The following is a 20,043-nucleotide window of genomic DNA, read 5'->3' on the forward strand; positions in this document are numbered from 1 at the left end:
TCATGAAGCATCTCGATCCCCGCATGCGGTACCGTAAAAAAACGAATTAGGCGAAGCGCTCATGGCAAACACACCTTCGGCCGACGTGGTGATCGTCGGCTCGGGCGTGGCGGGTGGTCTCGTCGCGCATCAGCTCGCGTTGGCGGGCGCATCGGTCATCATCCTCGAGGCTGGGCCGCGCCTTGCGCGCTGGCAGATCGTCGAGAACTTCCGCAATTCGCCGGCCAAGGCGGATTTCGCGACGCCTTATCCGTCGATGCCCTATGCGCCGCATCCCGAATACGCCCCGCCGAACGGCTATTTGATTCAAAAGGGCGACTATCCGTATGCCTCGCAGTACCTGCGGCTCGTCGGCGGCACGACATGGCACTGGGCGGCGGCCGCTTGGCGCTTGTTGCCTTCCGATTTCAAACTGAAGACGACCTACGGCGTGGGCCGCGATTGGCCGTTTCCCTACGAGGCGTTGGAGCCGTGGTACTACGCGGCCGAGGTCGAACTCGGCGTCTCCGGCCCCGATGCGTCGGTCGACCTAGGCTCGCCGCGCTCGAAGCCGTATCCGATGCCGCAATTGCCGCTGTCGTATATGGACGCGAGGTTTTCGGACGTGCTCAATGCCAACGGCTTCTCGGTCGTGCCCGAGCCCGTGGCGCGCAACAGCCGCCCCTACGATGCGCGCCCCACATGCTGCGGCAACAACAACTGCATGCCGATTTGCCCGATCGCCGCGATGTACAACGGCATCGTGCACGCGGAGAAAGCGGAGAAGGCCGGGGCGAAGCTCATCGATCGAGCCGTGGTCTATCGCATCGAGGCCGACGACAAGGGACTGATCACGGCCGTGCATTACAAAGATCCGTCGGGCGGCACGACGCGCGTCGCGGGCAAGCTGTTCGTGCTCGCGGCGAACGGCATCGAAACGCCGAAGCTGATGTTGATGTCCACTTCCGATCAGTTTCCGCACGGTATCGGCAATCGCTCCGATCAAGTCGGGCGCAATTTGATGGATCACCCGGGCACCGGCGTGAGCTTCCTCGCCAATGAGGTGCTATGGCCGGGACGCGGACCAATGGAGATGACGTCCGTCGTCAATTTTCGCGACGGCACGTTCAGATCCGACTATGCCTCGAAGAAGCTTCATGTTTCCAACGGCGTTCCCACGATGACGGTGACGTCGGCATTGATCGACAAAGGACTGACCGGCGCCGAACTCGATCGACAGATCCGCGATAGGGCTGCGCGCACCGTGACGATCAATAGCTTCCACGAGCATTTGCCCGAGCCCGCCAACCGCATCGTGCCGTCCGCCGACCACAAGGATGCGCTCGGTATCCCTCAGCCCGAGATCTACTACTCGATCAACGACTACGTGAAAAAAAGCGCGGCCCATACGCACGAACTCTACGCACAGATCGCGAGCCTGTTCGGGGGCACCGAGGTTACGTTCGACGATCGCTTCGCGCCGAACAACCACATCATGGGCACGACGATCATGGGCAGCGATCCGCAAGATTCGGTCGTCGATGCCGATTGCCGGACGCACGATCATCCGAACTTGTTCCTCGCGACGAGCGGCGTGATGCCCACGGCCGCCTCGGTCAATTGCACGTTGACGATCGCCGCGCTGGCGCTGCGGCTCGCCGACAAGCTCAAGCATGAATTGTGATCGCACGACGATTTCATGAGACTTCCGATGACGAATCCGCGACTCCGTTCCGATGCGACCGACCTGCGCCATGCCCCGGTGCGGCGCGACGCGCGGCGCCGTCCGGTCCGCATGAAGGGCTTTGCGGCCGCCTTTTCGGTCTTCGCGTTATATCTGGCTTGGCACGCATCGAACAGCGGCGAGAACGTGGCGGCCGACGAGTTGCCGCTGTCCGCCGCGCAGGCGCAAGGCGCGAGCGAAGTCGCGCCGGCGGGCGCGTCCGCACCGGCATCTCCAATGCCTTCCGCCGCTAGCGCCGTAGCGGCTGCCAGCGGCGGGGCGTTCGCGAATGCAAGCGCCTCCGCCGCCGGCTCCGCACCGGCAACGGCGGGCACGGGCGCGGCGACCGAAACCGGCGGCGCCCCCGGCGGGCCGAGTGCGAGTGCCGGTACAGGCGCGGCCGTGGGCGCGGCGATGACCGACCTCGCCAAACGCGGTGAATATCTCGCCCGGGCGGGCGACTGTATCGCGTGTCACACGGCCGACAAGAGCCGGCCCTTCGCGGGCGGTCTGCCGATGGGGACGCCGTTCGGCACGCTCTATACCCCGAACATTACCCCCGACCCCGATACGGGCATCGGCCGCTGGACCGACGCCGAATTCCTGCGCGCCATGCAAAAGGGGATCGGCAAGGGCGGCGAACATTTGTATCCGGCGTTTCCGTACACGGAATACACGCGGGTGACCGAGCGCGACTTGCTCGCGATCCGTGCCTACTTGAATACGCTGCCGCCGATCCGCTATACGCCGCCGACTAATGAACTCGGCTTTCCGTTCAATCAGCGCTGGCTGATGGTGTTTTGGAATCTGTTCAATTTCCGCGAAGGCCGCTTCGTTCCGGATCCGAAACAAAGCCCGCAATGGAATCGCGGCGCTTATCTCGTGGAAGGGCTTGCCCATTGCGAGGAATGCCATACGCCGCGCAACATCACGCAAGGTCTGCGTTCGAGCGATCGGTTCTCGGGCGAGGCGCTCGCGGGCTGGCGCGCGTTCAACATCACGCCCGATCGGGCCGGCGGGATCGGCAACTGGAGCGAGCGGGATATCGTCGATTACCTGGCCACCGGCGCGGTGCCCGGGCGGGCGAACGCGGCGGGGCCCATGGCGGACGTGGTCGAGAACAGCACGCAGTATTTGACGCGCGACGACTTGCGCTCGATCGCCGTGTATTTGCGTTCGCTGCCGCCTGTTGCGGGCGGCCAAACGCGAGCGCGCGATACTTGGGGCCATCCGGCCGACGACGTGACGCGCCTGCGCGGCACCCGCATCGTCGGCGTGGACGGCGCGCAACTGTTCATCGCGAATTGCGCGACCTGCCACAACTGGACGGGACAAGGCGTGGGCGCATCGGCACCGCTCGCGTATCCGTCGCTGATTCATAACAGCGCGGTCGGCGCCTCGGATGCCGGCAATCTCGCCATGGTCATTTTGCACGGCGTACGGCGACGGACAAAAGACGCCGACGTCATGATGCCGGGCTTCGGCGGGGAATTGAACGACGATCAAGTCGCCGCAGTCACGAATTACGTGACGCAGCATTTCGGCGACCCCAAGGCGACCGTGACCGCGCAAGACATCGCGAAGCTGCGTCGAAATCAGCAGTAGCGGGTGAACGACGGTTTGGACGCCGCACACCGCGAAGATCACTACGGCTGCGGCGCACCGGACTATGATTGGCCGCATGAACATGACAACCGAGGCCTACTCCATCGTCTGCCGGCACGCGGCCAACACCGCGGGCCGCGATTTCGTCGTCGGCGATCTGCACGGCTGCGTCGACGCGCTGCGCTATTTGTTGCGCGAGATCGTGTTCGACCCGGCCTGCGACCGGCTGTTTTCGGTCGGCGATCTCATCGATCGAGGCAGTCAATCGGAAGAGGCGCTGGCCTTGCTCGACAAACCGTGGTTCTTCCCGGTCCTCGGCAATCATGAGGAGGCGCTGTGTCTCGTGGCGGAAGGCGCCATGCGGCCCAGCACCTGGCATGGGCTCGGCGGCGAGTGGGCGCGCGCCTTGCCCGAGCGGACGTTGCGCGCGTACGCGAGGCGCTTGCGGACGTTGCCGCTCGTGCGCGTGGTCGGCACCGGCGCGCGGCGTTTCAACGTCATTCATGCGGAATTCTTCGGCGACGACGCCGCGCTCGATCGCGGCCTGTTCACCGAGCGCGAGCGCCAGCAAGTGCTCTGGGGACGAGAACTCGCGCTCGGCAGCGGTGTGGTGGAGGATCAGGCCGGATTGTCGCCGACCTATTGCGGGCATACGCCGATGCGCGAAATCGGCCGGATCGGCGCGCAGATCTTCATCGACACGGGAGCCTTCGCCGCCACGGGCAAGTTGACCGTGACCGAAGCGCTGACCCCGCGTGCCTGGTCGATCTCCGTTGCGCGGGCGCTGGAAGAGGGCGCGCACCAAATGTCGCTGCCGTAACTCGATGCCTGACGCGCGTTTTTGCTTCCCCGGTCATCCGATCTGATTCAACTCGAACACGCTGTCGATTGCGTTGCCGTTCCAGTTGTATTCCAAATACGCGGCATGGCGGCAGTCGCGCAGCAGCGTCGTCCTGAAAGCGGCCAGGCATTCGCCCGACGGATCTCGCACCGACGGATAGACGATGCCCGCCGCGCCGGCTTGGCGAAGTTGCCGCCCCAGCGCTTGGCCCGCCGAGTAATCGACCGGCGAGAGCACGGCGGGATCGAGCGTGGTGTCATTGCGCAAGTCGACCGCCTCGCCGCGCGCGAGCACCGTATAGAGCCGCATTTGCTGGCGCAACGGCGCTTGTTTCGTCGCGGTGAGGAACAAGCCAGAGTGATACCGCGTTTCGGCCACGGCCGTTCGCGCCTCGCGCGCGCAGTAGAACACGCCGTAGCTGCCGTCCGAGAACCGGCTGCCGAGCGGATTCAAATGCGTGAATGCGGCCATGATCGGTCCGCAGCCGGGCCCGAAGCAGCGCTCCTCGGGCGGGACGAGATCGAGTTCGCCCACCTCGGTGCGCAATCGATCGTTGGTCATCGCCTCTAGTGCGTAGAGCGCCTCGAAATCCTCGGACGAGGCGACGCGGTCGAACAGATTGACGGCGGGAAAGCGCGTGGGGATGACCCGATAGGCCGGCGTCCAATCGATCCGGGTGAGCGGCGGGAGGTGGGTGCGGCGTTCGTCCTTCGTCACGCCCAGCCGCCTCGCATCGCGTCGAGATATTGCCGCACCGCGACGAGGTCGCTCACGTTGCCGGCCAGCATACGGTCGAGCGCGCTGCTACCGCCGAACGGGGGCGCGCTATTGGGGCGCTTCACCCAGCCGTCGGCCGCCGTGGGCTCGGGCAGCAGGATCTGCAACGCCTTGTAGATGCCGAGCAGCAGCGACAGCCGCTCCAGCGTATCGCGCGAAAGCCGTGCCGAATCGGGCGCGGCTTTCCATTTGAAAAACGTCGAACGGCCGGGGGACCCGAGCAACACGATCTGTTCGTCGATACCGAGCCCCCAGTCGCGGGCAATATTGAAAAACGCCCGCAGGCCGGCCGCGGACATCTGTGCGATCGACGGCGCGGCGACAGGCGCCTCGCCGCGCGCGTGCGCATGAGCGGCGGATAAACGATGAGCGGCGGCAGGCGACATGATCGATCTCTATTTGAACCATATTCCGATGTTAGTCCATTTATAGATTAATGCAAGTTCGGCGCATGCGAGATGTCCGGTCTGTTGTTTTGCTTCCTGCACTGCGCGGGCCCTCCGGCTGAGGTAGATTGACGGCACGCGCCGCTGGCGCCTCATTGGTCTATTTCATCGACGGGGAAGCGACTCCATGAACACCACGATACGTAGGGTGCAGGCACGCGACGAAGCGCGTTGGCGCGAGCTGTGGGACGGCTATACGCGCTTTTACGAACGCGAGCCTTCGGAGCCGGTGACGCGGCATGCCTGGTCGCGCATTCTCGATGACGGTGCGCCCGTGTACGCCATCGTCGCGGAGCGGGAAGGCGTGGTGATCGGCATCGCCAATTACGTCATCCATGAGAGCACGTCGCTGCTTACACCCGTTTGCTATCTGCAAGATCTGTTTGTCGATCCGGCGGTTCGGGCGGCAGGGGTGGGGCGCCAATTGATCGACTGGTTGCTCGAGGAGGCGCGCCGCCAAGGCTGGTCCCGCGTCTATTGGACGACCAAGGAGAACAACTACCGCGCCCGCGGCCTATACGACAGCTACACGCCGCGCAGCGAGTTCGTTCAATACCGTATCGACATTCGTTGAGCGGATGGATACGAGCGGCCGGCCGGGTGCCCGCTCAGGCTCAGCCCAGCGACTTGGCCAGCGTGCGCACCGCATCCACCGAGCGAGGATCGCGCACGCGCGAGTAGAGCACGACGTGCGAGTCGGGCAGCGGCGGCAGCCCGAATTTTTCCCCGACGTCGACCACGCCTGGCGGCGCAACGCGCCTTGCCAGCGCCGACACGGCGAGGCCCGCCGTGAGCGCGGCGCCGATCGCGGCGATTCCGCCGCCCACGAACGTTTCCTCCCATTCGATCGATGCGCGCTCCAGCGCCCGCTGCGCGGCGACGCGCACGCCGCAAGGTCCCGAGAGCACCGCGAGCGGCAACGGCGCGCCTGGCGGCGGTGCCCAGTTCGCAGCCGCGAGCCAGGCGAGCGGTTCGACGAATAGCGTCTCGCCGTCCGCAGCGCCGCCGTGATGAATAGCACGCCCCGGAAGCTCGTCGGACTCGTGCCTCACGATGGCGGCATCGAGGCGCCGATCGTCGTAATCAGCGACCAGCATGGCCGACGAGCCCAGATGCATTTCGATCACGAGCCGCGGATCGTGCCGATGCAAGCTGGCGACGATGGGGGCGAGGTTGGGCCCTGCCACTTGTTCGCTGAGGCCGATCTTCAGCCGCCGCCGCTCGGTGCCGAGCGAGCCCAATGCGCGCTCATGGGCTTCCAGCAACTCGCGCGCGGCATCCAAAAACGCGCCGCCGGCCGGCGCGAGGCGCACCGAGCGCGGCGTGCGCTCGAACAGCGGTTTGCCGATATGCGCTTCGAGCCGCTTGACCTTGAGGCTCACGGCCGACTGCGTCGTACCGAGCAGATCGGCGGCGCGGGTGAAACTGCGCAAATCGGCGACATGGACGAACGCCCTGACGGCGTCGAGATCGAGAAGATCCATTTCTTTTGAAAATGAAAGAAATATCGTTTGATTTCTGTTCATTATGGATGGATCACCGTATTCTCGCTACACCTTCATTGATAACGGAGAGACACCATGCCGCTCGCTCGTATCTCGCTTCCGTCCGGCCGGACGGCCCAATATAAAAAGGCGCTCGCCGACGGCGTATTGCGCGCGCTCGTTGAAACGTTCAACGTGCCGAAGGACGATCAATTCATGGTCTTGACCGAGCATGCGCCGGAGGACTTGATTTACAACCGCACCTATCTCGGCATCGAGCGCGGCGACGGCTTCGTCATGATTCAACTGACGGTCAGCAATACGAGGCCGCTCGAGAAAAAGAGGGCGCTCTACCGCCGCATCGTCGAGTTGTTGTCGGAGAACCCGGGGATCAGAAAGGAAGACGTCTTCATTAACCTCGTCGAGGTGCTGCCCGAGAACTGGTCGTTCGGCAACGGCGAGGCGCAATACGTCCCGGACTGACGGCACGAGCGCTCGTGCCCGGTGACGGAACGAGCGTTGGCTGACGTTGGGTCAAACCCCTTACGCGCAGGCGTGTATATCATGAACGCTGCACAGCAGCCGGGAGGGGAGCAGGATGCCGGACACCGTCGAACTCGTGCTTGCGCTCGAGGCTATTGCGGCGAGAGAGTGGATGGAAGGTCCCGCGCAGGCGGACGATGCGGGCCCCGCGAAACGCCGCACGGCACCGGTCGCAAGCCGCAATACGTCCGCCCCAAGCGCCGCGAGAAAACGTGCCGCCCGGACGAGTGTCCGCCCGCGCGCGCGTGACGACGCAGGCACGGCAATCGCCGACGCGCTCGGGAGAATGCCGGGAATCGAGCCGATCGGCGCTGTCGAACGCTCGACCGTGCGCCTGTTCGTCGAACGTGACGGCGCGTCGCGAGTCGCCTTGGCAGCGTCCGACGACGGCACGCGCCGGATTCGCGCGGCGCGTGCTCATGCGCTTTCGCCCGGTGTCTGGCGGTGCGAGACCTTATGCGATGAACCGCTCGAGGCGGGCGTGGCGCTGGCCCTCGGCGATGCCTTCCCGCAAGCAGTCGAAGATGCGCTCGGTAAGCCTGGCAAATTCGCACCGTCCCCGGCGCTAACGGTTCGGCACGGCACTTGGCGGTGGAGCGGTCCCGACGGCGCCGTCGTCGATATCGAACTGAGCGATGCGCGCTCCTTGTTCGACAGCATCGACTCCGCGACTTCCGCACGAGCGGACCCCGAGCAAGGCGTGCAGCCGGGGGCGGCCGATTCCCACGAACCGGGGCATAGCCCGATCGCATTCTGCGAATTGCGGCTCGTCTCTCGGATCGAGCCCGAACCCCAGCCCCAACTACGGTCGAGCGAGCTGGCCGCGATTGCTCTGGACGCTCGGACAACCGATCCGGACACGGTCGAACTGGAGCCGCGCGACACAGAAGAGAAGAACTCCTCGCCGCGATACCGGCAAGCGCACTCGGAGGCGACGGCCGTGCGGGCTCTATTCGCGGCGGCGGGCGCGTTGGCCGATGCATTGCCGGTTTTCCCCGTTCTCGAAGCCGGGTACGAACGCGCATGCGCGGCTGACCTGAACCGGGAACCCACGCGCGCCACGCGCACTAATTTGTCGAATGTCGGCACCCCGCACGGCGCGCTCAGCGCCGTTGCGGCCGGCGTCGCACGGCAGTGGTTCGGCAACGAAGCGGGGGTACGAGACGGTATCGGCACCGAGACGGAATTCGTGCATCAGATGCGCGTCGCATTGCGCCGTCTGAAGACGTTGCTCAAGACGTTTCCGAAGTGGGCGGACGAGCGATGGGAGCGGACCATCGCTCCCGAGCTCGATTGGTTGGGGGGCTTGCTCGGACGCGCGCGGGACCTGGACGTATTCGTCGATGCCACGCTGCCCGCGCTGGCCGCCGCCGATGTCGATCGGGACACCTGGACGTCGCTGCAAGCGCGCGCCGCCGTCCGCCGTCACGAAGCGCGCGAGCAGGTGCGCGCCGCGCTGCGCTCGCGCCGCTACGCGGCGCTCTCGCTGGCATGGCTGCAATGGCTCGCGGCACAACGATATGGCGCGGGGCCCGCCGAGTTGGCGGACAAGCCTCTGGCGCGCTATGCGGCCAAACGCGTGCGCAAGCACTACGCGCGCTTGATCGCGAAGCCGGCGCTGACCGCGTTGACGCCTGCCGAACGGCATCGCCGACGAATCGAAGCGAAGCGCCTGCGTTACACGCTCGAGTTCTTCGAGTCGCTCACGTCGCATAAGACACGCCGTAAGCTTTCGAAGCAACTCGGCCGGATCCAAAGCATCCTCGGCGACGGCAGCGATGCGACGGCAGCCCTGCGTTTCCTCGAAGCGCTCGACGTGCCGCCGTACGTCCACGGCTTCGCGCGAGGCTGGTGCGAGGCGGTGAATCGCTGGTCGGCGATCGAGGGCGAACGATTGCTGCGGGAACTCGGTAAGCCGAAGATCGTTCGCGAGTCGTAGATCGTCGTGCACGGGCCGCGCCGGAGCGACGGCGGCATTCGAGCTTCGCCGCCTATAATTCCGGCTTCCCGTGCCCTGCTGTGTGCTCATGAGCGATCAACGCCCGTCTTTGGTTCAGTCCCCCGCGAGTGACACAGGTCATACGCCGCTCGAGTTGGGCGGCTCGGTTTGGTTGCGTTCGGGGGAGCGGACGCTCGGCGGCGCCACGCGGATCGCGCTGCTCGCCGCGATTCGCGATACCGGCTCGATCACGTCGGCCGCCAAAGCGGTCGGCCTCAGCTATAAGGCGGCGTGGGATGCGGTCGATGCCATGAACAATCTCGCGGGCGAGCCGCTCGTCATGCGAGCCGTGGGAGGCAAGGGCGGCGGCGGCACGACGCTCACGCCGCGAGCGCACCGCCTCATCGAGACGTTCCATGCCGTCGAGCGCGAGCATCGAAAATTTATCGAGCGCGCGAGCGCGGCCATCGAGCATTTTGCCGGCGATTGGGCACTGATTGGGAGAATCGGGATGAAGACGAGCGCTCGAAACCAGCTTTACGGGACCGTTTCGGCCGTCAAGCGAGGCAGCGTCAACGACGAGATTTCGCTTGCGCTTCCGGGCGGGCAGGCGATCGTCGCCGTCGTCACGCACGAAAGCACGGAAACGCTCGGGCTAGCGGTGGGTGCACCGGCGTTCGCGCTCGTGAAGGCGTCGTGGGTCATGCTGGCGGCAAGCGATGCCGATGCCGGACAGCCGCTGCGGTTGTCGGCCCGCAACCAACTGCGCGGCGCGATCACGCAAGTGACGCGCGGAGCCGTGAATGCAGAGGTGTCGCTCGCGCTCGACGGCGCGACGGGCGCCGCGCCCGATATCAATTCGACCGTAATTACCGCGATCGTGACCAATGAAAGCGTCGATACGCTGGGGCTCGCCGTCGGCACGCGGGCGATGGCCGTGTTCAAAGCATCGAGCGTGATTCTCGGTACGGCCGATTGAGCGAGACGCGGGCTGTGCGCTGCCTCGCCGGCGTGCCGCCGCGCGCGGCTTAGCCGTTAGCGCGGGGCGTTGCGCGCGGCGATGCCCTCGTAGTGCGCCACTTCCCGGACGCTGCCATGCGCCAGTTGAACGACCTGGTCGCCGAATGCGGCGACGTCGGCTTCATCGTGGGTGATCAGTACCATCGGAATGTCCAGGCGCGTTTGCAAGTCGGACAGCTCGCGCCGCATCCGGTCGCGCATGCCTGCATCGAGCGCGGCGAACGGCTCGTCCAGCAGCAAAATCCGTGGTTTGGCGACGAGCGCGCGCGCGAGCGCCACGCGTTGCTTTTGGCCGCCCGACAGTTGCGCCGGGTAGCTGCCCGCGACGGCATTCAATTCGAATGCGTCGAGCCAGTACTCCACCTCTTGTGCGCTTTCGCGCGCGCCCGGGTTGAACCAACCGCGTCTTAGCGAGAAACCCACGTTCTGCCGCACGTTCAGGTGCGGAAACAGCGCATAGTCCTGAAACAGATAGGCGGCTGCCCGCAGGCGGCTGGGCACGTCGATGCCGCGAGCGGCGTCGAACAGCGGCTCGCCGCCGAGCGTGATCGTGCCCGCGTCGGGCGTGAGCAGACCCGCCACGGCTTGGAGGGTCAACGTCTTGCCGGCGCCCGATGGTCCGAATAGGACGATGCGCTGACAACTGCCGGTAAACGAAACGCATAGCTCGAAGCGGCGCTCGTGCGTGGCGAGCGTTTTACGGATATCGACGGTCAGTGTCATGGCGGTATCCGGCGGCCTTAGCGGGAGCCCGGCAGCTTATGCTGCGGGACGAGCCCGCCGGCTAGGAACAACACGACGACGCAAACCGCCGACGTAATGAGCACGAGCACGTTGGCCGTGTGATCGTCGCCGGCTTGCACGGCCGAGTACACGGCCACGGAAAGCGTCTGCGTACGTCCGGGCAAATTGCCGGCAATCATCAGCGTGGCGCCGAATTCGCCGAGCGCGCGAGCGAACGCGAGCAGCGCCCCGCCGAGAATGCCGCGCGCCGCGAGCGGCAGCGTCACGCGAAAAAACAAGGCGGTTTCGCCGATACCGAGCGTTCGGGCCGCGTGCTCGAATTGCGGCTCGACGGCTTCGAACGCCGAGCGCGCCGCTTTGAGTACGAGCGGAAACGCCGCGATCGTCGACGCGATGACGGCACCCTGCCATGTAAACACCAGGCGAATGCCGAAGGTGTCGAGCCAAGCGCCGATCGGGCCGCGCCGGCCCAGCAGTACGAGCAAGTAGTACCCGAGTACCGTCGGCGGCATGACGAGCGGCAGCGTCAGCAGCGCATCGACGATATCGCGCGCTCGCGAACGCCAACGCGCGAGCGCGAGCCCCACGGCAATGCCGAACAGCGCATCGAGCGCGGTGGCCCATCCGGCCACTTTGAGCGACAGCGCGAGCGGAATCCAAGCGTCTTGCATGGAGGGCATCGGCCGATATCAACGACTCGCCGGCGGCTCGAAGCCGTATTTGGCGAGGATCGCGCGGCCTTGCTGCGAGAGGACTAGATCGGCGAACGCCCCTGCTTCGGCGGCATGCGTCGAGCCCTTCACGAGCGCGATGGGATAGGCAACGGGCGTCTCGGTCGGCACCTTCATCGCGATCTTGACCTTTTGCGGCATGAGCGCGGCATCGGTGCCGTAGACGAAGCCCGCGTCCACCTCGCCGCGGGCGACGTAATCGAGCGCTTGACGGACATTATTGGCCAGCACGGCTTTGGCGCTGACCGCGTCCCAGCTTCCCTCTCGCTCGAGCGCGGCTTTCGTATAGCGCCCCACGGGTACCGAGGCCGGGTCGCCCAACGCGACGCGTTTGACCGCGGCCGTCGCGACGGTTTCGCGGACCGAGCGCACCTGTAGACGACTGTCGGCAGGTACGATCATCACGAGCGAGTTCGTCGCGAAGTCGTGCCGCGTGCCCGGTACCACGGCGTTTTGGGCGGCGGCTTTGTCCATCGCGGTCTCGTCGGCCGAAGCGAAGACGTCGGCCGGCGCGCCGTTGACGATTTGCTGCAGCAGGATGTCGGATGCGCCGAAATTGAGAACGACCTTCGTGTCCGGGTGGGCTTTTTCGAAGGCGGTCGCGATTTCCCGGAAAGCGTTGGTCAAACTGGCGGCGGCCGAGACGACGAGTTCGCCTGCGTGCGCCGCGTTTTGGACAGAGAAGGCGGCGAGCGCGCCGGCGCAGAGTACGAGCGCACGGAACTGGCGGCGGACGGCGATCACGGGAGCGTTCATGAAGATAGGAAAAAAGGTCCAAACCAGCATCGTAATATAGCGAAGGTTATAACGCATCATACGATGCCGGACATATGGCCGCGCCGATGAGAACGGAACAGCCAAGGAACGAGACAGCTCAGTTAAGAGCGGATCTCGGCGCCGCCTCGGTTAGCGATGCGACGCGGTCAGGCGAAAGGGGAGGCTAGCGCGGCGCTGTGGCCCATCGGGGCCGCGGGAACCGAGCGTGGCGCCGGGTTGCCCGCTTTCCAGCGCGCGCGAATGTACGGCCGGTCGCGACCGGACAAATGCAAGGCGATGTGGGTAATCCAATACTGAGTGGGCACGCGCACGTCGTGCATGGCGGCAGCCAGCATGAGCAGACTGACGGCGACCGGCACGGCCGACAGCGTGGTGGGCTTGGCGTCCCATGCCCACCAAACGAACACGATCGCGGCCAGTGCGCCGACGATGCACCCGGCTACAGCCTCGGACGGCGAGTGCGCGCTCAAGACGACGCGCGAGAGACCGACGGCTAAACCCGCCGCAAGGCCGACCACGACGCCTGCCACGCGCCAGCTCGGGCGCGCGCGCGACAGCGTCAAGAACAGGGCGACCGGATAGACGGCCGTGGACAGCATCGCATGTCCGCTCACGCCCGTGAAATCCCATTCGCGAATGCCGACGCCCCAGCCCAAAAACGCGAGCTTGGTGAGCGTGACGAGCCCCGCCGCCGCACCGACGATGACGAGCCAGCTCAGCGCCAACCGCCCGGAATAGCCGAGCACGAGCCACAGCGCGATCGCGAGCGCAAGCGGCAAGGTGAGCCCCGCGCCGCCGAGGCGCGTGATCGAAAACCAGAGATGGACAGGCAAATCGTACATATCGGACCTACGCCGGGCGGCTCGACCGCACGGCTCCTATCTGCTTAACGCGCGGGCCGCTCGGAACGACGACAGGCGTAACGTGAAGGCACAGTATAACGAGCACGAGAGCCCGACGTGGATATGCGGCGTGCGATGACGCACGTGACCGGCATCCCATTTCATGCGACTGCCGGCAAGCGCGGAAACGCGAAGAGGGTATATTGTGCATTGCGTCATAAAACGGCGCCGCACGCGTGCCCAGTCCCTTTTTAGCGAGCCACGTCCAATGACCAAAAGTTTGACGAAACTCTGGCTGCAAGGTTTCAAACGCATCATGGCGAGCGTGCCGGCGGCTCAAGCCGAGTACTTGCGCCAGACGGCGAAACCGAAGCGCCGCCCTCGAGCCGAACCGAAACGGCAGAAGGCGGAGCGCGGCGTACCGGGCGCACGGGAGGCGCATCACTCCCGGGTGCGCCCGCGCGCCGGTGCCTGGACCAAAGGACAATGGACCCGCTCCTACCACTCGGCGCCCCCGGTTCCGGGCCGGCTCGTCAATCATTTGTCATACGGCCTATATGTTCCGCCGACGGCGGCCAAGGGCCCGATCCCGCTCGTCGTCATGCTCCATGGCTGCAAGCAGACGATCGACGAATTCGCGATGGGCACGCGCATGAACCTGGTGGCGGATGCCAACGGCTTCGCGGTCGTCTACCCGGAGCAATCGAAGCACGCGCACGCGCACCGATGTTGGCACTGGTATGACGACCGCGACACGGCGGGCTTGGGAGAAGCGCGCGCGGTCGTCTCGCTCGTCGATTCGTTGATCGCCCACCACGGTATCGATCCCGAGCGCGTCTATGTCGCGGGTTTGTCCGCGGGGGCTGGACTGGCCGCGCTGCTGGCGCTTTATTATCCCGAGCGATTCGCCGCCGTTGCGCTGCATTCGGCGCCGGCGTTGGGCGAGGCGAATTCCGGCATAACGGCGATGGATGTCATGCGGCGCGGCGTGCGTCGCGATCCGATCGCGCTCGTCGATGAAATCGTGGATCTCGCAAGCTACCCGGGGATGCCCGCGATCGTTTTGCATGGCGATGCGGACCGCGTCGTCGCGCCGAAGAACGCGGAGCAACTCGGTTTGGCATTCCTGCGCCTGAACGGTTTTATCGACCGGGCCGGGACATGGCTGACCGGTACCTTGCGCGAAACGCGCGAGGGCGCCGCGCGGATCCACGAATATTTCGTGAGTCAGCGCCGCCTACTGACGGTTTGCCGGGTCGCCGGACTCGGCCACGCTTGGGCCGGCGGCGACGAGGCCGTTCCCTTCCATTCGGAGACCGGGCCCGATGCGAGCGCGCTGATCTGGGCGTTTTTCCGGGAGCACCGGCGCCGTCCGGCCGCCGCGATGCGCAGGGCGGCAGTGCGCTAACGGGGAAGGCCCGAGACAGCGCTGATGCGGAAAAGCCACACCCGCAAATGGTGCTGGCGTAACCCTAGGGTTTTCCCTATAATTCGGGTTATCGCTTAGGTGTTAACACCTATTACCGCACGAGGCCACTACCATGTTCCTGCTTAGCCGCTTGTTCCTTCTTCTGACCCAAACCGCCGAAGAGCGCCAAAAAGCGCGCAACGACGCCTATTTGGCCGAAGCCACCGATCTGTACGACCTCGAGTTCCGCATGCGCAAGCTCGACCGCGAAGCCGCCGTGGTTCAGCCGTCCTGGCAAGCCGCGCGCTAAGTAGTAAGCCGCCCGGCCGGCGCGCTCAGATGCCCGTCGTCCCCGCTCCGCGATCGGCTGCAGGTTCTTGCACGCCGTAGCAGCCGCGATAGGTGGCATAAAACGAGCAGTACAGCATCGTCGTCAACGTGATCGATGCAGGAAACAGCACGGTGAACGCATATTCGGTTCCGCCGATCGCATTCATCAGCAGCGACAGGCCGATGGAAACGGCAATGGCCGTGGCGAACCAGAGCAGGCCATAGACGATGAAGGCGCCGCGATTGCGCCAGCACGTGACCAGGCTGAAAAACATCGCCTTGACGGGCGGCACGCCGTGCCACGCCGTCAGCACCGGTGCGAACCAGAACAGCATCGCCACCGGTACGTAGCACAGGAGCGCGACGAGAATCGCTTTCATCAGCGGCGTCGCCGCCAGCGTCTCGGGAGAGGCCGCCTGGGTGCCCATCATCAGTTTGAACAGTTCACCGCCGTCCGCGAGCGCGGACGCCGCGAAAATGAGCGCGATGGCGGCCAGGTACATGCCGCCGAGTTCGATCAAGCGCATCGCGCCCTGCGCGCCGTAAGACCGGAACCCGTCCACGAGCACGGTCGGAAAGACGATCTTGCCGGCAACCGTATCGCGGCAAGCGGTCATGAAACCCACCGCCACGCCGGGAATCAACGCGAGCGGCAGCACGGCGCCGACGACCGGAATCAACGATATCGCCCACATTGACAGCAAGTAAGTGAAGAAGATCGTCAGAAATCCGAGCGGATTGCGACGAAACAGCCACACACCTTGCCGGTACCAGACGTAACCGGTCTTTGCGGAAACTTCAATTAGTTGCATGTATTTGACGCGTCCAAAGGCGCGACGCCGGCCAGGCGGTCACGCAAGATGCGTTCGAAATGAGTTGGGTCGTGCGGCTTGAGCATCTGCGCCGCGCGAGGCAAGTAAAAGTCATAGAGCCGCGACACCCAGAAGCGATAGGCGCCCGCTCGCAGCATATCCGCCCAGTGGCGGCGTTCCTCCGGCGTGAAAGGCCGCACCGTTTGATAGGCGCGCAGCAGCGCATGGGCGCGCGTCTCGTCGAGCCGGCCCGTGGCAAGATCGACGCACCAATCGTTGACGGTCACCGCCACGTCGAATAGCCACTTGTCGCAACCGGCGAAATAGAAATCGAAGAATCCGCCAAGCCGCACCGTGTGATTCGTCCCGGCCGCGGCCGGCGCGAACAGCACGTTATCGCGAAACAAGTCGCAATGGCAGGGGCCGCCCGGCAACGCCGCATAGTCGGCCGACGCAAAAAACGTGCTTTGGTGCGCGAGTTCCGTCGTCAGCAACGCGCGTTGCGCGTCACCGAGGAACGGCAACACCTGCGGCACCGTTTCTTGCCACCACGGCAGGCTGCGCAGGTTCGGCAGATAAGGTTTGAAATCGCGCCCGGCCAAATGCATGCGGGCGAGCATTTGGCCGACCTCGGCGCAATGCTCGGCGCCGGGCGCGAGCTCGCAGTGCCCGGGGAGCTTGCTGACGATGGCCGCGGGCTTGCCGTGCAGCAGCCCGAACAGCGCGCCGTCGCTACGCGGCATCGGGTCGGGCACCGGTACGCCGTGGTGCGCGAGATGGCGCATCAACTCGAGGTAAAACGGCAACTCCTTCGCCGTCAGCTTCTCGAAGATCGTCAGCACATAGGCGCCGCGCGTGGTCGTCAGAAAGAAGTTGCTGTTTTCGATGCCCGAAGGAATGCCACGAAATTCGACGACATCGCCGAGATCGTAATAGCGCATCCATTGCGCGAGATCGGTTTCGTTGACGACGGTAAAGACGGCCATGCGAAAAGCTTCAAATGCGATTGAACGGGAGGCGGCGCGGCCTCGGCGCGGGCCGCGGCTCGCCCGCCCTGCGGCCGGCACCTTCGGGCGGCCGCGGCGGTTCGAGGGAGGCGATCAGTAGTGCAGGTTGATCGACGGCAGCCGCGTGCTGGGTTGGCCGCTGCTATGAACCTGGGGCGACGTATCGGGCGAGGCGCTCATTTGGTAGCGCGTGCCGAAGTTCGAATGAACGTCGATTTCGACGGGCTTGCCGCGATCGCGGTACTCGGTGATCTCGGTCCCGTTGCGGCTCTTTTCGTGGAAGCTCGGCGTGCGCGGCACGTCGTTGATATCGACCTTGGACGACACTTCGGCCGCCGGACGATTGATCTGGGTCAGGTCGGGCAGGCCGGCCGCCTCGTTGGCTGCGCGCTGCGCTTCGCGCGCTTGCGCATCGTCGGCCTGAGCCGCGAACGCGAGGCGCGGTACGGCGGCAAGACTCGCGACGGCCAGCGCCGCGCAAACGGCGGCGGAAAAGTACGGCTTCATGATGGGTCTCCGGAAGATCCTGCGATTCTAACAAATGCGCCCCGCGCGCCGTGCGCGATCCCGCGAAGGCGCGGCGCGCGACGGCTGCGCGTAGGGCCGGATGACGGTGCTTCGTGGTAATGTCGTTGCAACGAACGAGGCGAAACGAACGATGAAAAACGATCTGACACAACACGCGCATACGATGCATCCCACGGAGTTTCCCACCGAGGCATTCGCGGACGCCGCCGATGCCGTCACGCGCCTATCCGAGATCTACGAAGCGAACGCGGCTTTTCTGCGCGACGCGTTTGCGCGCTACCGCCGCAACGAGCCGCTGAACGAACGCGTGCGGGCGTGCTATCCGTTCGTCCGCGTGCGGACCGAGGTCAACACGCATGTCGATTCGCGCCGCTCGTACGGCTTCGTCGCGGGGGCGGGCGTATTCGAGACCACGGTGACGCGTCCCGACCTGTTCGGCAACTACTACCGCGAGCAACTGCGCCTGCTCGCGAAAAACCATCATGTCGCGATCGAAGTCGGCGTCTCTCAGCAGCCCATCCCGATTCACTTCGCCTTCGCCGAGGGCATCCACCTCGAGGGCGATCTGGGGCGCGAGCGCTTGATGGCCATGCGCGACGTGTTCGATACGCCCGATCTCGCCGCGCTCGACGATCGCATCGTCAACGGGACGTACGAGCCCCTGCCCGGCGAACCGTTGCCGCTCGCATTGTTCACGGCGCCGCGCGTCGATTTTTCGTTGCATCGCCTGAAGCACTACACGGCGACGTCGCCCACGCATTTTCAAAACTACGTTCTGTATACGAACTACCAGTTCTATATCGACGAGTTCACCAAGCTCGGCCGGCAACTGATGGCGCATACGGACGATCCCGAGTTGCGCGCCTATCGCAGCGAGTACACGTCGTTCGTCGAGCCGGGCGACGTGATTACGTACAACGCGAATTTGGGGGAGCAGCCCGACGAGGGGACGGTGCCCGCCCGCTTGCCGCAGATGCCCGCTTATCACTTGAAGCGCGCGGACGGCAGCGGCATCACGATGATCAATATCGGCGTGGGGCCCTCCAACGCGAAAACGATCACGGATCACATCGCGGTGCTGCGCCCGCACGCGTGGGTCATGCTTGGGCACTGCGCGGGGCTGCGCAACACGCAACGGCTCGGCGACTACGTGCTCGCGCACGGTTATGTGCGCGAAGACCACGTGCTCGATGCCGACTTGCCGTTATGGGTGCCGATCCCGGCGCTGGCCGAAGTGCAAGTGGCGCTCGAGCGTGCCGTCGCGCATGTGACGCGGCTCGAGGGCGCGGAACTCAAGCGTGTCATGCGCACGGGCACCGTCGCGAGCGTCGACAACCGCAACTGGGAATTGCGCGACCATCGCGAACCCGTTCAACGGCTTTCGCAGAGCCGCGCCATCGCGCTCGATATGGAAAGCGCGACAATCGCCGCGAACGGATTCCGCTTCCGGGTCCCGTACGGCACGTTGCTGTGCGTCTCGGATAAGCCGTTGCACGGCGAGCTCAAATTGCCGGGCATGGCCGATCAGTTCTATCGCGCGCAAGTCGATCAGCACTTGCAGATCGGCGTGAAGGCGATGGAGTTGCTGAGGATGAACGGCCTCGACCGTCTGCACAGTCGCAAACTGCGCAGTTTTGCGGAAGTGGCATTCCAGTAAGTTATTCCACCGGCTCATGCCCGGCGCATGATCCAGCCAATTTTTTTGAATTTTTTTTGGAACCTCTTGTCTGTAAGCTTATGGTAATGAATTTGGAAATGAATCGAAAGATTCGTTTCCTGATTTATCCGGAACTACAGCAGGAGGACATCGATGAATCACGCGAAGCGGCTGCTGCTCGCGAATCGCGCCTGGTCGCAAGAGGTGACCGCGCGAGACCCAGGCTTTTTCGAACGACTCGCGCAAGGCCAACAGCCGCGCGTGCTCTGGATCGGTTGTTCGGATAGCCGTGTACCCGCCGAACGGATTACGAACGCTCAGCCCGGCGAACTGTTCGTTCATCGCAACATCGCCAATCTCTATACGTCCGATGACGGCAACACATCGAGCGTGGTCGAATACGCCGTGCATGCGCTCGGCGTCCAGCACATCGTCATTTGCGGACATCACCACTGCGGCGGCGTCCGCGCGGCGCTCTCCGCCCCGTCCGGCGCGCTGCCCGCCGTCAATCGGCGCATCGCGGGCTTGCGCCAACTCGCGCACCGTCACGGCGACACGCTGAGCGCCATCGGCGATTTCGACGCGCGCGTCGATCGTTTGGTGGAATTGAACGTCATCGAACAAGTCAGGCTGTTGCGCGAATCGCCGATCGTGCGGAGCGCTGCGCTCAAGCCGATGGTGCACGGCTGGGTGTTCGGATTGCGCGAGGGATTGCTGACGTCGCTCACCGATCCCGAAGATATGCCGGATCCCGCACCGGCAGCCATCGCGGAGGCTTGACGCGCCTTCTCGCCGCCGCAGCCGTTATTGAAGATTCTCGATTCGTTCGCCGCGTAAGCCGCGCGGCGCA

Annotated in this window: 21 protein-coding genes; 11 read left to right on the forward strand and 10 right to left on the reverse strand. The window is 65.0% G+C overall.

The genetic code is table 11. From position 1 onward, the window contains the following. The first annotated feature begins 61 nt into the window (after positions 1–61). The 3 genes from DXT59_RS21485 (at position 62) to DXT59_RS21495 (ending at position 4,127) form a co-directional block, all read left to right on the forward strand. Entirely contained in the window at positions 62–1,663 is a 1,602-nt protein-coding gene (locus DXT59_RS21485) for a GMC family oxidoreductase (protein ID WP_116138905.1), read from the forward strand. A gap of 15 nt (positions 1,664–1,678) precedes the next feature. After that, positions 1,679–3,307 carry a c-type cytochrome gene (locus DXT59_RS21490; protein WP_420823410.1) on the forward strand — a complete coding sequence of 543 codons (1,629 nt, stop codon included), beginning with the start codon at positions 1,679–1,681 and terminating at the stop codon, positions 3,305–3,307. Between the two features lie 82 nt (positions 3,308–3,389). Further along, positions 3,390–4,127 carry a metallophosphoesterase gene (locus tag DXT59_RS21495; protein ID WP_116139069.1) on the forward strand — a complete coding sequence of 246 codons (738 nt, stop codon included), beginning with the start codon at positions 3,390–3,392 and terminating at the stop codon, positions 4,125–4,127. A 33-nt stretch (positions 4,128–4,160) separates the two neighbouring features. Here the strand turns inward: DXT59_RS21495 and DXT59_RS21500 are convergent, their stop codons facing one another. Then, positions 4,161–4,871 carry an RES family NAD+ phosphorylase gene (locus DXT59_RS21500; RefSeq protein WP_420823412.1) on the reverse strand — a complete coding sequence of 237 codons (711 nt, stop codon included), beginning with the start codon at positions 4,869–4,871 and terminating at the stop codon, positions 4,161–4,163. Continuing rightward, complete coding sequence (locus DXT59_RS21505; RefSeq protein ID WP_420823411.1) at positions 4,862–5,311, reverse strand: MbcA/ParS/Xre antitoxin family protein; 450 nt, start codon at positions 5,309–5,311, stop codon at positions 4,862–4,864. Before DXT59_RS21505 ends, DXT59_RS21500 begins: the two co-directional genes overlap by 10 nt. A 187-nt stretch (positions 5,312–5,498) precedes the next feature. Here DXT59_RS21505 and DXT59_RS21510 point away from each other — a divergent pair, with 187 nt between their 5' ends. Beyond that, positions 5,499–5,945, forward strand: coding sequence for a GNAT family N-acetyltransferase (locus DXT59_RS21510; protein ID WP_116138907.1), 447 nt, complete (start codon positions 5,499–5,501; stop codon positions 5,943–5,945). A 40-nt stretch (positions 5,946–5,985) separates the two neighbouring features. On the opposite strand, the gene DXT59_RS21515 is transcribed toward DXT59_RS21510, so the two are convergent. Further along, positions 5,986–6,855: a LysR family transcriptional regulator gene (locus DXT59_RS21515; protein WP_116138908.1), complete on the reverse strand. Its 870-nt coding sequence runs from the start codon at positions 6,853–6,855 to the stop codon at positions 5,986–5,988. Positions 6,856–6,951: 96 nt separating this feature from the next. On the opposite strand from DXT59_RS21515, the gene DXT59_RS21520 reads away from it, so the two are divergent. The 3 genes from DXT59_RS21520 to DXT59_RS21530 all read left to right on the forward strand — a co-directional run bounded on the left by DXT59_RS21520 (position 6,952) and on the right by DXT59_RS21530 (position 10,316). After that, on the forward strand, positions 6,952–7,338 hold the full coding sequence (locus DXT59_RS21520) for a tautomerase family protein (protein WP_116138909.1): 387 nt from the start codon (positions 6,952–6,954) through the stop codon (positions 7,336–7,338). 115 nt (positions 7,339–7,453) lie between these two features. After that, positions 7,454–9,337 (forward strand): CHAD domain-containing protein, encoded by a 1,884-nt coding sequence (locus tag DXT59_RS21525; protein ID WP_116138910.1) that lies wholly within the window; start codon positions 7,454–7,456, stop codon positions 9,335–9,337. 88 nt (positions 9,338–9,425) lie between these two features. Next, positions 9,426–10,316 carry a TOBE domain-containing protein gene (locus DXT59_RS21530; RefSeq protein ID WP_116139073.1) on the forward strand — a complete coding sequence of 297 codons (891 nt, stop codon included), beginning with the start codon at positions 9,426–9,428 and terminating at the stop codon, positions 10,314–10,316. 56 nt (positions 10,317–10,372) lie between these two features. On the opposite strand, the gene DXT59_RS21535 is transcribed toward DXT59_RS21530, so the two are convergent. The 4 genes from DXT59_RS21535 to DXT59_RS21550 form a co-directional block, all read right to left on the reverse strand. Continuing rightward, positions 10,373–11,080: a sulfate/molybdate ABC transporter ATP-binding protein gene (locus tag DXT59_RS21535; protein WP_116138911.1), complete on the reverse strand. Its 708-nt coding sequence runs from the start codon at positions 11,078–11,080 to the stop codon at positions 10,373–10,375. 17 nt (positions 11,081–11,097) lie between these two features. Next, positions 11,098–11,772: a molybdate ABC transporter permease subunit gene (modB, locus tag DXT59_RS21540; RefSeq protein ID WP_116139075.1), complete on the reverse strand. Its 675-nt coding sequence runs from the start codon at positions 11,770–11,772 to the stop codon at positions 11,098–11,100. Positions 11,773–11,790: 18 nt separating this feature from the next. Continuing rightward, on the reverse strand, positions 11,791–12,588 hold the full coding sequence (modA, locus tag DXT59_RS21545) for a molybdate ABC transporter substrate-binding protein (RefSeq protein WP_116139077.1): 798 nt from the start codon (positions 12,586–12,588) through the stop codon (positions 11,791–11,793). Between the two features lie 167 nt (positions 12,589–12,755). Next, a complete protein-coding gene (locus DXT59_RS21550) occupies positions 12,756–13,451 on the reverse strand; it encodes a phosphatase PAP2 family protein (RefSeq protein ID WP_116138912.1) in 696 nt (231 codons plus the stop codon). 268 nt (positions 13,452–13,719) lie between these two features. On the opposite strand from DXT59_RS21550, the gene DXT59_RS21555 reads away from it, so the two are divergent. Beyond that, positions 13,720–14,859: an extracellular catalytic domain type 1 short-chain-length polyhydroxyalkanoate depolymerase gene (locus tag DXT59_RS21555; protein WP_116138913.1), complete on the forward strand. Its 1,140-nt coding sequence runs from the start codon at positions 13,720–13,722 to the stop codon at positions 14,857–14,859. Between the two features lie 133 nt (positions 14,860–14,992). Further along, positions 14,993–15,169 (forward strand): DUF3563 family protein, encoded by a 177-nt coding sequence (locus DXT59_RS21560; protein WP_116138914.1) that lies wholly within the window; start codon positions 14,993–14,995, stop codon positions 15,167–15,169. Between the two features lie 25 nt (positions 15,170–15,194). Here the strand turns inward: DXT59_RS21560 and DXT59_RS21565 are convergent, their stop codons facing one another. The 3 genes from DXT59_RS21565 to DXT59_RS21575 form a co-directional block, all read right to left on the reverse strand. Beyond that, positions 15,195–16,001, reverse strand: coding sequence for a BPSS1780 family membrane protein (locus tag DXT59_RS21565; RefSeq protein ID WP_116138915.1), 807 nt, complete (start codon positions 15,999–16,001; stop codon positions 15,195–15,197). Beyond that, positions 15,992–16,987, reverse strand: a complete 996-nt coding sequence (locus tag DXT59_RS21570) for a homoserine kinase (protein ID WP_116138917.1) — start codon at positions 16,985–16,987, stop codon at positions 15,992–15,994. Before DXT59_RS21570 ends, DXT59_RS21565 begins: the two co-directional genes overlap by 10 nt. Positions 16,988–17,101: 114 nt before the next feature. Further along, a complete protein-coding gene (locus tag DXT59_RS21575) occupies positions 17,102–17,515 on the reverse strand; it encodes a hypothetical protein (protein ID WP_116138919.1) in 414 nt (137 codons plus the stop codon). A gap of 151 nt (positions 17,516–17,666) precedes the next feature. On the opposite strand from DXT59_RS21575, the gene DXT59_RS21580 reads away from it, so the two are divergent. After that, the gene (locus tag DXT59_RS21580) at positions 17,667–19,193 is read left to right on the forward strand and encodes an AMP nucleosidase (protein ID WP_116139079.1); all 1,527 of its coding nucleotides are present in this window, start codon (positions 17,667–17,669) and stop codon (positions 19,191–19,193) included. 153 nt (positions 19,194–19,346) lie between these two features. Beyond that, positions 19,347–19,973, forward strand: coding sequence for a carbonic anhydrase (locus DXT59_RS21585; protein ID WP_116138921.1), 627 nt, complete (start codon positions 19,347–19,349; stop codon positions 19,971–19,973). The last annotated feature ends 70 nt before the right edge of the window (positions 19,974–20,043 follow it).

The sequence above is a fragment of the Trinickia diaoshuihuensis genome, from assembly GCF_003390925.1.
GTDB classification, from domain to species: domain Bacteria; phylum Pseudomonadota; class Gammaproteobacteria; order Burkholderiales; family Burkholderiaceae; genus Trinickia; species Trinickia diaoshuihuensis.